The organism is Robertmurraya sp. GLU-23 (assembly GCF_052983275.1).
Genome location: NZ_JBRKCV010000007.1, coordinates 37,060 through 50,420 on the forward strand (window position 1 = coordinate 37,060; position 13,361 = coordinate 50,420).

Genomic DNA, 13,361 nt, shown 5'->3' on the forward strand with positions numbered 1-13,361 from the left:
CTTATAGCTTGGTAAATATAGATAGCTAGTAAAAGTATCTACTTCCCAAGAAGCTCCTTCTTCAATCAGACCATAAGGTCGATAAGGAGGGGTAGTTCACTCTTTGTCACTCTACCATTCTATATAGTAGGTTTTTTGTTTTATGATGGGAGTAAAGTTGTATTGAAAAAGATATTGTAGTTTTAACAAGGGTTTTAAGTATTATTATGATCTTTGCTTTGAAGAGTATTAAGTACTGCTTAATAATAAAAAGTATATATAAAAATAATTAATATTGGTTAGGAGCTTTTAGAATGGAACTTGTCAAATGTGAATGTGGTTATTCCATTCCATATGGAACGGTTCTTTGTGAATCTTGTGGACGAACTATCAGTGATAACAGAGGAGAAGGTTCAAATACTCTACTGGATATGAGATATGATGGAGGTGCCAGACGCTCACAAACGTATAAAAAATCAATTATTGATAAAATTTGGAACTTTTTTTCATCCGTTAAAGTGGGAGTTTGGATAATTGTTCTTCTTTTAATTGCATCTGCAATTGGAACAATTTTTCCTCAAGAGATGTATATTCCTCCAACCGTTGTTCCACAAGAGTTTTATAAGGAAAAATATGGATTTCTTGGTCAAGTGTATTTTGAATTAGGTTTTCACAATCTTTATGGTTCATGGTGGTATTTTTTATTAATTGCAGCTCTCGGTATATCACTTGTTATTGCAAGTTTAGACCGGTTTATTCCACTATATCCGGCTTTGAAAAAACAAGGGATTACACGGCATGAAAGTTTCATGCGCAGACAGCGCCTTTTCAGTGAAACCATTGTGACAGAGAACATTAATGAGCAATTGACTTTGTTAAAATCTAAATTAAAAGGAAAACGTTATAATGTAAGGGAAGAAAACGGTAATCTTTTAGCTGAGAAAAATCGATTTTCAAGATGGGGGCCTTATGTAAATCATGTCGGCCTTATTATCTTCCTTATGGGTGGGATGTTGAGATTTGTTCCAGGAATGTACATAGACGAAATGCTTTGGATTAGTGACGGTGAAACAAGTGTTATCCCAGGGACAGATGGGATATATTATTTAAGCAGTGATAAGTTCATTATTGATACTTATCAAAAAGAACAAGAGGATGAAGTTTTTGCAAATACTCTTACGAGAGTTGGAGATGGAAATGTGGTAAAAAACTTCCAAACAAATGTGACTTTGTATGAACGAAAAGGAGAAATTGTTCATGGAGCGAAGCCCGAATTAAAAAAGGTGAAAAATGAACAAATAAGAGTTAATTATCCTTTAAAATACGATTCATATGCTCTTTACCAGACTTCTTATAAATTAAATGAATTGAATAAGTTTACTTTTAGTTTAATAGACAAAGAGACAGAAGAAAGTTTTGGTAAGATTACTGTAGATTTGCTAGACCCTAAGAAGGAGTATGATTTAGGCAATGGGTATAAAGTAGAAATAGTTACTTATTTTCCAAACTTCTATTTCAATAACGAAGGTGAACCTGATACAAAAAACAGAGTTCCCGACAACCCAGCATTTGTTTTTAATATGATATCTCCTGCAAATCCAGAAGGTGAAAAAAGCTTTGTTTCCATCCAACAAACGCTGGACCCAGAGGAAGACAATCAATTAAAACTAAAATTTGAAGGTCTTGAAACGAAAAACCTTTCGGCTTTGACGGTTCGGAAAGACCATACTCTATGGTTTCTTGGTGTAGGGGGAGCTATTTTCATGATGGGAGTTATTCAAGGAATATACTGGAATCATAGACGAATATGGATTAGAAGAGCCGGTGACAGCTTATTAATTGCAGCACATACAAATAAAAATTGGTATGGAATGCGAAACGAAATAAACGGTATTTTAAAAAAATCCAGCATTAATAAATTATGCGACCAATCAAACGAAGCTGTAAAAAATAAATAGAGGAGGAATAAATGTGGTAGCTCTTAGTAGTAATTTACTATATACAGCATTCTTACTTTATCTAGTTGCAACATTCTTATTTGGTGGAGCCATTCGAGATAAAAGAAAGCTATACGAAAAACCTAGTAAATGGGCGACAGTCGCAATAATTGTCACCATCCTAGCTTTTGTTTCACATTTGGGCTATTTTATTACACGATGGGTTGCATCTGAACAAGCGCCTGTTAGTAATATGTTTGAGTTTATAACTGCTTTTAGCATGATGATGGTTCTTTCATTTATTATACTTTATTTTATTTACAAGGTAGCTATACTCGGCTTATTTACTTTACCAATTACATTGTTGATTATTGCTTATGGGAGCATGTTTCCAACAGATATTGCTCCATTAATACCCGCTCTACAAAGTGATTGGCTCGCTATCCATGTAACAACAACGGCACTAGGATCAGCTATTTTAGCTAGTAGTTTTATTGCGGGGGTCATTTATTTACTTCGTTCTGTTGATCAGACAAAAAGCTCAAAAGGGAATTTTTGGCTAGAGGTGGTCTTGTACACGATTGTGGCGACGCTTGCATTTGTAGTAATTACAAGCATATTTATAGGAATAGGGTATGAGGCGGTCTATAAATGGGTTGATAAAAATGATCAGGTGGTTGAGTTGACGTATAATTTACCATCAATTATAGGGCCTAATCAAGGAGAATTACTTACAAAGAGTAAAATGGAAGCTCTTGTTGAGGTACCAGCAATCGTCGCAGCAGGTAAATTAAACACGGTGATTTGGTCTGCTGTTACAGGTTTAATTCTATACGGAATTCTTAGACTTATTTTTAAAAAGAGAATTGCTGCAGTTCTTCAGCCATTAACAAAAAATATCAAACTTGATTTGGTCGATGAAATTGGATACAGGTCAGTTGCAATCGGTTTCCCAATATTTACTTTAGGGGCTCTTATTTTTGCAATGATTTGGGCGCAAATAGCCTGGACTCGTTTCTGGGGATGGGATCCTAAAGAGGTATGGGCCTTAATTACGTGGTTATTTTATGCTGCCTATTTACACCTCCGTCTATCGAAAGGATGGCATGGTGAGAAATCAGCTTGGCTTGGAGTAATAGGTTTTGGTATTATTATTTTCAACCTAATATTCGTTAATTTAATTATTGCTGGTCTACATTCATATGCCTAAAAACAAAATTTAATCACTAAGAAAAAAGGAACTTATGCTTAAAATTTATTTTGAATTCCAAGTTCCTTTTTAAAATATGGGAAAATATGGGTGTTTATTATTGCAGCAGGTGCAATTTTAGAGGTTTTTTTGATGTGTTTCTTATTTCTACAAATAGTTTAATAAAATCAAGCTCTTCAGCTTGAGTATAAGAGTGATAGAAATCAATTATGCTATAATCTGGTTTAAATTGGATTATCTTGACTTCTCTTATAGTTAATTCGATTTGACCTATTAGAAAAGTTTTAGTTTCATTATTTATTGCCTTTAATTTTCCCTCACCTTTATGATCCTTAAATGAATGCCGTAACTCTAGTATTGTTCTGTCATCTATCACTTGAGGAATATAATCTTGATAGTATCCATATTCCATTAGTAGAAATTGTTGAATTGGATTTTATATCTTGGTTTATCTCTGTAGTAACAGATTTAGTAGTAGTAGTACTACTATTGGAGCAACCTAGCGATATAAAAGATAATAATAATCATAGAAATATTGTTTTAACTCCCGCCGTATGTTAAAAAGAATGGCCATTCTTTTATTCTATCAAGTTATTTATCGTTAATGTTAACTTTAGATTTCAATAAATCAAAGATAATTTTTGCGTGGTCAGTATTGTCAATAGTGCCAACAAATTTATCACTTGATGGACCGAAGGCATATACTGGGACGTCTTCACCGGTATGTCCACCAGTTGTCCAGCCAGTTTTAGAACGTTCATTAAAAATTCTTTCAATGGCATTGTCTATATTTGTGAAGTTTTTTGTTACAGCTGCATCTTTAACAGTTTTAATTTCTTTATTAGTTAATTCAAGACTAATGAATTGTTTTAAAGTTTCCTCCACGTTTCCGCCATTTAAAATTTGATTAGCCATAAAATCTGGAGAGCGTTTTGCTGCATTGATTGGCTCGCCAAACCAGTTATAATTTCCGTTAGACCCTATAGAAAATCCCCCTGTAGAGTGATCTGCTGTGGCAATAACTAATGTATTCTTATCCTTTTTAGCGAATTCAATTGCTACTTTGAATGCTTTTTCAAAATCTTCCATCTCACTCATTGCTCCAACGATATCGTTATCATGACCAGCCCAATCAACCTGGCTTCCTTCAACCATTAAAAAGAAACCATCTTTATCTTTTTGTAAACGGTCAATTGCTGATTTTGTCATTTCCTCTAAGGATGGCGTATCATTTTCGCGATCTATCGCTTTTGCCATACCTGTTGGAGCAAACAAGCCAAGAACTTGTTCATCATTATTATTCAATAAATCACTACGATTTGTTACGTAACTATAGCCATCTTTTTGAAACTCTTCTACCAGGTTACGATCCTGTCGTACAAAAAGGTCTGTACCTCCACCTAGCATAACATCTAATTTATGTTTTCCATTGATTAACTCATCATAATAATCATTTGCAATAGCATTCATATTTTTACGGCTAATATCATGAGAGCCGTACGAGGCAGGTGTTGCATGCGTAATTTCAGAGGTAGCCACAATTCCAGTTGCTTTCCCTTTTTCTTTTGCTGCTTCCAAAACGGTTTTTACTTCAGTTCCATCATTATTAACAGCAATTGCATTATTGTACGTTTTAATACCAGCTGACATCGCTGTTGCTGCAGAAGCTGAATCCGTAACATTTTGTGATGGATCTTCCGGATATGTCATTTGCTGACCCACTAGGTACTGGTCAAAGGCAGTTTGTTCTGTCATTTTTGTAGTAGGATCATCTTTAAGATATCTGTATGCTGAAGTATATGATGTACCCATTCCATCACCTATTAGAAAAATGACGTTTTTCACTTTAGCGTTATTTTGGCCATTTTCTTTTGCTTCAGCTGTTGAGAAAGAGCCTGTAAAGCTAGTTAGAGCTAATGAAGTAACAACTGCAAAAGGTATTATTTTCTTTTTCAAATTCTTATTAAACATATTTTTCCCTCCCAATTTGGTCTACAAGTAATATAATATTTTAATAGTTTTAAGCACTTGTTAAGGAAGGATGTTTATATTGTAAATGAATGAATAACCATTAATGAAACTTGATATTTATACCTTTCTTTGAATTCGGGTCTATAATACTAGGTGTTGCCGAGGTAATACTTTAATAGAATAAGCTAATGTTACTTTTGATTAGTTACTTTGTACCTAGCATATAATTTAATGGGTATAAATGACATTTGTGATTTGTTTACAAATTTAATTCCTGTTTACAATTGAAAGGCAGGAAGGAAGGAGAAATTAAGATCAAAAGACTATATGAAATTAGGAGAGTTGGTACTGCTTAAAATATGTTGACATCAAAAGCGATAGCATCTCCCGATAACCAACATATTACCAGTGGGTAGGATCCATGAGATTACATTTGTTGTTGAAGAGTTTAGATTTCATCTTAACATGATAAATTCACTTATTCTATAATTGCTATAATATCCACTATTTAATAATGAGGCAAATGATCGACCTAGGTTTTCAATTATTCAAAGAGTGAGATTAAGGATATCATAGCTAAAATTGTATCCATAAAGCCATAAAAAAACACAAACAATAAAATGTTCTATACGGAAGGTATTGATGTTTTACTACAATAATACGTTCAATTCTGTAGTTACAACAATTAATAAAGGTACAGGAGGAAGAATCGTTAAAAACTCTAATAATGATTGACTGATAGACAGTATTTACATATACTGATAATCAAATGAGTGTTTGAATAATGAGGTGGATTGATGAAAGAAAATGATATTTGTGAAATTTCCTGTGTTGACGAGGAGAAAGTAAATAAAGTTAAAGGATTAATATCAACAATACATACTTTAGCTGTTGCACAAATATTTAAGGCTCTAGCTGATGACACAAGAATTAAAATTGCATACTCCTTAAGTGAAGAAGATGAACTCTGTGTTTGTGATGTAGCAAATATCGTTAATTGTTCAACGGCAACTGCATCCCATCACTTAAGACTTCTTAGAAACTTAGGGTTAGCTAAATATCGTAAGGAGGGTAAATTAGTTTATTACTCTCTTGATGATGATCATGTAAAACAACTTATAAAGATTGCAATTATACACCAAAAGGAGATAAAAACTCATGGGTAAAGCAGTTGAACAAACAAGTCAAAAGACCGTATATCGAGTCCAAGGATTCTCCTGAGCTGGCTGTGCGACAAAGTTCGAAAAGAACGTAAAACTCATGGATGGTGTTTCTGATGCGATTGTAAATTTTGGTGCTTCAAAAGTAACGGTATACGGTGACACAACGATTGAAGAATTAGAAAAAGCAGGCGCTTTTGAGAACATAAAAATAATACCTGAAAATGAACGTTTTGATGAAAAGAATGAACCCTTTTTCTAAAAACACTCAACTGTAATCATGTCTTTAATTTTTCTATTAATGGGTTGGTTTTCAGGTAACCAGTATGGAGAAGATAGCTTACCTTCTATTATAGCTTATGGTGCTTCAATTCTAGTTGGTGGTTATAGATTATTCACAACTGGATTAAAAAATTTATTACATCTCCAATTTGATATGAAGACACTCATGACTATTGCGGTGATAGGTGCTCCCATTATTGGAGAATGGGGTGAAGGAGCGACAGTGGTTATCCTGTTTGCTATCAGTGAAGCCTTAGAAACTTACTCCATGGACAAAGCACGTCAATCTATACGCTCTTTAATGGATATTGCTCCACGTGAAGCCCTAATAAGAAGAGGCTTAAAAGAACTTACGGTAGCAGTAGAGGATATTCAAATTGGCGATATTATGATAGTCAAACCAGGTCAGAAGATTGCTATGGATGGTGTGGTTGTAAAAGGGTTATCTTCTGTTAACCAAGCGGCTATTACGGGTGAATCTGTTCCAGTATCCAAAGGTGAAAATGATGAAGTGTTTGCAGGAACTTTAAATGAGGAAGGGTTACTCGAAGTTAAAGTAACTAAGCATGTGGATGACACCACAATTTCAAAAATCATCCATTTGGTTGAAGAAGCACAAGCTGAACGAGCACCTTCTCAAGCTTTTGTAGATCGTTTTGCTAAGTACTACACTCCTGCAATCATGCTTTTAGCATTAGGGGTAGCTATTTTTCCCCCATTATCCTTTGGTGAGGATTGGAGTACATGGGTCTACCAAGGTCTAGCAGTGTTAGTTGTAGGTTGTCCATGTGCTTTAGTTATCTCCACCCCTGTTTCAATAGTCACAGCTATTGGTAATGCCGCTCGAAATGGGGTACTAATTAAAGATGGAATCCATTTAGAAGAGTTGGGGGCAATTAAAGCCATTGCTTTTGATAAGACAGGAACCTTAACAAAGGGAGTGCCAGTAGTAACAGACTATCTACCTCAACAAGATGTAGATGTTCATGAACACCTTTCTATAGTTGCTGCGTTAGAAAATGGTTCTAAACATCCGTTAGCTTCAGCCATTATGAAAAAAGCTGAACAAATGGACTTACGATACCAAAGCACATATGTTGAAGATTTTACTTCAATTACTGGTAAAGGTATTAAAGGGAAGGTAAATAACCAATCATTTTATGTTGGTAGTCCTAATTTATTTGAAGAACTATTAATTGATGGAATTACTGCTGATATTAAGACGTTGATTGCTGAATTACAAAATCAAGGGAAAACTGTTATGGTTACAGGTACAGATGAAGAGGTTCAGGCGCTTATTGCTGTAGCAGATGTTGTTAGAGATAACAGTAAAGCTGTTCTTAGTAAATTACACTCGCTAGGTATACAAAAAACAATAATGCTTACAGGTGATAACCTAGGAACTGCTAAAGCGATAGGAGCTCAAGTTGGGGTTTCCGACGTTAAGGCAGAGTTACTTCCACAAGATAAGTTAGCCTTTATTAAAGAATTAAGAAGTAAATATGATCGAGTTGCTATGGTGGGGGACGGTGTAAACGATGCCCCCGCACTAGCAGCGTCTACAGTAGGTATTGCCATGGGTGGAGCAGGGACAGACACTGCATTGGAAACGGCTGACATAGCTTTAATGGCAGATGACCTTGGCAAGTTGCCCTTCTCTGTCAAACTTAGTAGAAGAACTTTAATGATTATTAAACAGAATATTACCTTTTCTTTAGGTATTAAACTCGTTGCTTTGTTACTTGTCATTCCTGGATGGTTAACCCTATGTATTGCAATATTTGCAGATATGGGTGCTACCTTACTTGTTACTTTAAACAGCCTCAGACTTCTTAAGGTAAGAGATAAATAATAAAAAAGGCTTCTCAAGAGAACACAAAGCTTAATAAGCGGAGAGTATTTCTTAATAGTTCCATGACACGAAGAAACATTACATCTTCCATATCAATTTGATGACGAATTAGCATAGCTATTTGGTTTCTTTTTTTTTTCTAACAATCATTAGCTTATAAGTTAGTAGTAATCTTAAATATCAGGCTTCATTATTCAGGTGTAAATTACCATATATTTCGTTACGTGTTAATAAACAAGTTCGATACTGAGTAATAATTAATTTCCACCCAAAATAGGTATGCTAATAACCAAGCGATCAAAGTAAATGAAAAAAGGGAAGAACGAAAAACACCTTAACTAATTTTTGGAACAGATTAAATTAAATAAAAGACTACCTTTCCAAACTTCTAAAGAAAAGACTTTACTAGCTTTTTATTCTGGATTTTATTACGAGGAATATTATAAAATTTACCTTTTAGGATATTAAACAACTAATGATCTAAAAAATTGTTGAAGGTGAATTATCATACGTAACAACAAACCTTAAAAGTCTTAATGAAATTCCGGAAATTACCTTTAATTAATCCTTAACTTTTTTTGTATCTTTTTGCATTTTATCCTCTGGCTAGTCTCCTTCATCAACACGATCATTTTCTAAATTTTGTCTGACACTTATTGTATACTTACCTTCCTGATAGGAATTAACTTTCCTTGATTTATCAGTCATAATAGTTTTCTACTTGCAAATTATTTTAATTTTATACTCTTAAAACAAGATAATCTCCTGATTTCATTTGAACAACATCAGCTTTCATTGCTTTGGCGATATCTACGGTTAAAGCTTCTGCATCTTTTTCATCTTTTGCCAATAATAAAAGGGGACTACCACCTAATACTTTTTCTTTGTCCGTAGTAATAAACGCTAAAATCTCATAGTTTGGTTTTTGTGTTGATTCACGTCCCATATTACTCTCTCCCCGTTAGATTTGTTTGCATTACAGCATGGCTTTTCTTCGCACTTTCAAGCAATGGAGTGTTTTTAGCCGTTTCAATAAGTTTATTAATATCATTGACGATTGGAACTAATGCAATCACTATCCGACCTTCTTCATAATCTTTTCTTGTAAAATGATATCTCTTCACCCCTAGGGACCTTGTAGCTTCAAAGAGTATAGCCTGTCTTTGACCATAGTTATCTAAGGTAATGCGAAAGTGATCTTCACGAGGATAAATGACTACTGCAATGCCTTCATTTTTGAATAAATTCCGAGCATTTTCGGTTCCCAATTGATTTGATACATAGATCCCGTCAACAAATAGTTCAGACCCTTTGATTTCAACCTTTCCTTCTTTTACATTAGCAATATCTCCAACGGTCTTTCCCTTTGAAAATCGCTTTAATACAAAAAGAACTGTAAACCCAATAATAATTCCACACAAGATTCTTAGCCAAATTGAATTAATATCTATCAATTGGATGGTTAAGGCGGTTGCAAAAGAAACAATTAACGCAAAGTAATTTCGTGCTTCAAATGTTTTTGCAATTCCATCAATGTAAGCATCGCCTCGGAAAGCATATTCAGTGTTTTCTAAGTCTTTTAAACTTTCTCGCTCCGTTTTCCGAACGTCACGAAACTGCTGAATAGCAAGCGTTAGGAATGTTACTGCAACGAAATTTTTAGTCATTAGTGCTGGAATAGCTACTGCTCCTAAAGAAGCTGCAACAAATCCAGTAAGTAAATGAATCAAATATCCGTTAGGATAACTGGGGTATTGCCGATAATCCTCTTTAATGGTTATTGCACGCGCAAGAGTCCCAACAATCAGTGCTGTTACAATAATGGCAATATGCTCTGTTGAGATAACACTGTCTTTCATTATTTCACTCCTAAAATTATATTTATTTGTAGTTTATCTTCCTCTTCAATATAAAACGTATATAATATTTAGGATGTAACTATTTAGTTTTTATATACTACTATTCCTATATCTAAAGGTAATAGAAATATCGTCATTAATTTCTACAAAACATTCTCCTCTTCTGTTTCATCTGTTATGTTATATATACCTTCATACCCATTTTATTTAGCCGCTTTCTTAAAACAGCCATCATTGTTCTGTCAACTGATTCGAACAATTCATCAATCTGCTCCCCTCATAAGTAATAAAATAAATTTTAATAACAAACTATTTGACCTTTCTTCTAAATAAATGCAAATCCTAAGGGGAAGTAATGGAGTGATTGGTAATGACTTTTAAACCAGGTGGGAGACCAATATTTTATTTAATGATTTTTGTTTATTTTTTTAGTAATGGAAACCGCTGACCGGGAGTTTTCTAATTGATTCTGCTGTTTCAATAGCACTATACGTTCCCTTTCCACCTTACCTTTGGTAGAAAGTTTTTAAAATGTAACGTAACAGCATTTGCTACATCCTCAGCAGTATTTTGATGATCTCCAGTTGAAGTTATGGTTTATTAACTTCTTCTTTAAATTATAAAGTTGATGTCAAGATAACATATATAAATTCAAATGACATCAAAATAATGATCTTTAAGAAGACAGGTAAAATACTTTTTGACTTTTACCTGTCTTCTTTTATTTAAATTCTAGGAATCGATGAAGGTTCTCTGATTTCAATTGGCTCCCTTGATTTTAAAGGTTGAGTTACCTCAAGCATTGGGGGATTTATCCTTGAGAAAGTTATATCCTTAATTGGACTAATTTCTGATGGTTCACCCATATTAGTCATTACCAAAGGAGATGTGTTTTGATTAGCTATTTTATCACCACCAATACATAGTATTGCTCTTTATGGGTTTAATAATTAGAATTCTTAAGCTTAAATATGGAATGTCCATAGCATTCATAATCTCCTTATTGAAACGTATTATTTAATATTAGGCTCACTAACAGGGGACCATAATATTGAAAGTTCACACGCTAACGAACCATCCGTGAATATTTATCTAAATGAATATTTAGTCGCAGAAGTACGTGGGAATAACCCTTCACTCAAACAGTTATAACTATGAGGGAAATAAGTGATTATGAAGTAGCATGAAAGTATAAAATAAGCGTAAGGAGAAATTTAAAAAACGATCGTGTTGATGAAGGTGTTTATCCTGAAAAGGTCTAAAGAATACAAATAACAAAGTGACAGGGAGAAGTAGGTTCCTTACATTATATATAAAAAGGATACCTGATTAATAAAATAAGTAGTTCAGATAACGTGGAGAAAATCTTTCTCTATAGAGGTTGCTTTTACTCACTTTAAATTTGAGCAAATTGTTTAAAAACTAATAAGCGGGTATCCTAAAGAGTTTAACAATAAAGATGCAATTAAGGAGTTTGTGTTTTCTAAACAAGCGGATTACCTTCGGGGAAGGATGTCAAAATTTATTAAATCCATCACTAAAAAAACCGGTATATTCCACTGCTATTATAAGCTAACTGATGAAACAACTGATTACATAGAGACACTTAAAGCCCTTATATACATAGGGTAAATGTGTTTTTTTATGATGTAATCATTTTTTTTTCGTTCAGTCTAGATCAACGCTTAAACTTATACCTGCTTTACCAAAGTGAGGGATTTCATCATTGTCTAAAGCCTTTAACCTCAGTTCGTGTTCAAAAGACTTTTTTTGTAAAAGAGGGAACTTATATGCATTAACAGAAGTGTTAAAGAAGACTTATAGATTAAACAATGATCTAAAATTTATATCAGGAACTTATAAAGACAATCTTATTAAAGGGCTTGAAGATGCAATGAATACAAGTAACTTTAGTGAAGTAGAACATTATTCTGAGTTACTTGCAAGTGAACTAGTTTACTCCGGATGGTCTCCAAGAAGCTTAGCACGACTAAGCATTGGTAAAGAAGCAATAAAATAAAATGACCATGAGAATAAAAATGTATAAGGGAACTAAGTTTAGCTACAACTATTCGTATAATACGAAAAAAAGTCAAGCAAAGAAGGGCTCCTAAATTTCGGTAACCTATTATTTCTTAACTTGAGGTTTAATTGACTATCTTCCTTAAATTGGGTTATTATAATAATAAGGATCATTGCATATACTACATCATCTGACTGTAAAGGTGGTGTTCAGATGCAACGGAGGGGAAGGCGTAACATGCATTTAAAACGTAGTAGCTCTACGTCTATAACTAAGGTTAAATCAACCAAACGAAGATTCAGAGGAACTGGTCGCACTAAACTATCAGTAATAAACGAAAGATTAGCAAGTCAAATTAACTTTCAACAAATAGTGGAGAACAACCCTGTCATAGAAATTAAAGACGGTATTGCCGTAAACATGGATTACTCTAATCCGCAACATCTCAAATGGTTGGAGGATTAGTATCATGGTAAAGGAAGGAGAGATTTACGATATAGGGTTCCTTTTAAGCCGCCGATTTTACCAGGACAACCGTCAGGTAAATTTCGACCGGCTCTTGTTTTGTCTGTTAATCCAAAAGGAACAGCGACGGTAGTTGCTATTAAGATCACAGGTTCAGCACCGACACCAAGGTTTCCTTTTCGAGTACCTATAGTTGATTATACAAGTGCAGAATTGAGCAAGGTATCTTATGCTGAGATAGATTCAGAGATTCTTATTCGTATAACTGGTACTAGTATTTATAGAGGTACATTGAATCCAAGTGATTTTAATAATGTACTAAGAACATATATAAGCTATCAAAGAAGTGTCCGACGTAGGCCAACTAGATAAAACACTTTAATACATAAAAGGGAACAACCTAAACTTGAATTTCTCCGTAAATATTAGACACCAATCTATCATTTACGATTTTTTTATGGATAAATTTGAGAAACGGATTTTTACGAAAAACATGGAGAAGTGTTTAATTAATTAAAGTTTGTCCGATCGAGGAAGGTACTTAAGGTAAGGGGTGAACAATTAGGAATAACGAGAACTCAGTGTATTCTTCTTACGTTGAGGCAGTCAATCTGGAAAGGGGT

8 protein-coding genes and 1 pseudogene are annotated in these 13,361 nt (G+C 33.9%); 6 read left to right on the forward strand and 3 right to left on the reverse strand.

Annotation, left to right across the window (positions count from 1 at the left end; translation table 11 throughout):
- Positions 1-293: 293 nt before the first annotated feature.
- Both resB and ccsB read left to right on the forward strand, forming a co-directional pair.
- Positions 294-1,937, forward strand: a complete 1,644-nt coding sequence (gene resB / locus ACVBAX_RS12925; protein WP_447117398.1) for a cytochrome c biogenesis protein ResB — start codon at positions 294-296, stop codon at positions 1,935-1,937.
- 13 nt (positions 1,938-1,950) lie between these two features.
- A complete protein-coding gene (gene ccsB, locus ACVBAX_RS12930; RefSeq protein WP_447117399.1) occupies positions 1,951-3,126 on the forward strand; it encodes a c-type cytochrome biogenesis protein CcsB in 1,176 nt (391 codons plus the stop codon).
- Positions 3,127-3,717: 591 nt separating this feature from the next.
- Here the strand turns inward: ccsB and ACVBAX_RS12935 are convergent.
- A complete protein-coding gene (locus tag ACVBAX_RS12935) occupies positions 3,718-5,097 on the reverse strand; it encodes an alkaline phosphatase (RefSeq protein ID WP_447117400.1) in 1,380 nt (459 codons plus the stop codon).
- Positions 5,098-5,894: 797 nt separating this feature from the next.
- Between ACVBAX_RS12935 and ACVBAX_RS12940 the strand changes: the two genes are divergently transcribed.
- Together ACVBAX_RS12940 and ACVBAX_RS12945 are read left to right on the forward strand one after the other, a co-directional pair.
- Entirely contained in the window at positions 5,895-6,263 is a 369-nt protein-coding gene (locus ACVBAX_RS12940; RefSeq protein ID WP_447117401.1) for an ArsR/SmtB family transcription factor, read from the forward strand.
- A pseudogene (locus tag ACVBAX_RS12945) lies at positions 6,256-8,391 on the forward strand (heavy metal translocating P-type ATPase). Before ACVBAX_RS12940 ends, ACVBAX_RS12945 begins: the two are co-directional and overlap by 8 nt.
- Positions 8,392-9,130: 739 nt before the next feature.
- Here the strand turns inward: ACVBAX_RS12945 and ACVBAX_RS12950 are convergent.
- Positions 9,131-9,337, reverse strand: a complete 207-nt coding sequence (locus tag ACVBAX_RS12950; RefSeq protein ID WP_447117402.1) for a capping complex subunit for YIEGIA — start codon at positions 9,335-9,337, stop codon at positions 9,131-9,133.
- A 1-nt stretch (position 9,338) separates the two neighbouring features.
- Complete coding sequence (locus ACVBAX_RS12955) at positions 9,339-10,250, reverse strand: YIEGIA family protein (protein ID WP_447117403.1); 912 nt, start codon at positions 10,248-10,250, stop codon at positions 9,339-9,341.
- A gap of 1,726 nt (positions 10,251-11,976) precedes the next feature.
- On the opposite strand from ACVBAX_RS12955, the gene ACVBAX_RS12960 reads away from it, so the two are divergent.
- Together ACVBAX_RS12960 and ACVBAX_RS12965 are read left to right on the forward strand one after the other, a co-directional pair.
- A complete protein-coding gene (locus ACVBAX_RS12960; protein WP_447117404.1) occupies positions 11,977-12,270 on the forward strand; it encodes a hypothetical protein in 294 nt (97 codons plus the stop codon).
- Positions 12,271-12,792: 522 nt separating this feature from the next.
- Positions 12,793-13,110, forward strand: coding sequence for a type II toxin-antitoxin system PemK/MazF family toxin (locus ACVBAX_RS12965; protein ID WP_447117518.1), 318 nt, complete (start codon positions 12,793-12,795; stop codon positions 13,108-13,110).
- Positions 13,111-13,361 lie beyond the last annotated feature (251 nt).